The sequence below is a fragment of the Psychromonas aquatilis genome, from assembly GCF_038155185.1.
Classification (GTDB): domain Bacteria; phylum Pseudomonadota; class Gammaproteobacteria; order Enterobacterales; family Psychromonadaceae; genus Psychromonas; species Psychromonas aquatilis.
This window is the reverse complement of sequence record NZ_JBAKAZ010000440.1, coordinates 1-211: the sequence shown is the minus strand read 5'-3', so window position 1 is coordinate 211 and position 211 is coordinate 1. Positions and strand designations below refer to the sequence as shown.

Here is a 211-nt window from a genome sequence, read left to right as displayed (position 1 = left end):
TAATTAACACCATGACTAATACCGTCCATGATGTACCTGGTGTAAATGAGAAGTTTGGTATTCCTCCTGAAATGATCATCGACAACTTAGCTTTAATGGGTGATAAAGTCGATAATATTCCAGGTGTCCCTGGCGTAGGTGAATAAACCGCGTTAGCATTGTTGCAAGGTCTAGGTAATATGGATTGTATCTATGAAAACTTAGATAAACT

General features: G+C 37.9%; 1 pseudogene. It reads left to right on the top strand.

The window, feature by feature from the left end:
* Positions 1–2 precede the first annotated feature (2 nt).
* A pseudogene (locus tag V6256_RS16095) lies at positions 3–211 on the top strand (5'-3' exonuclease H3TH domain-containing protein); the annotation flags it as partial.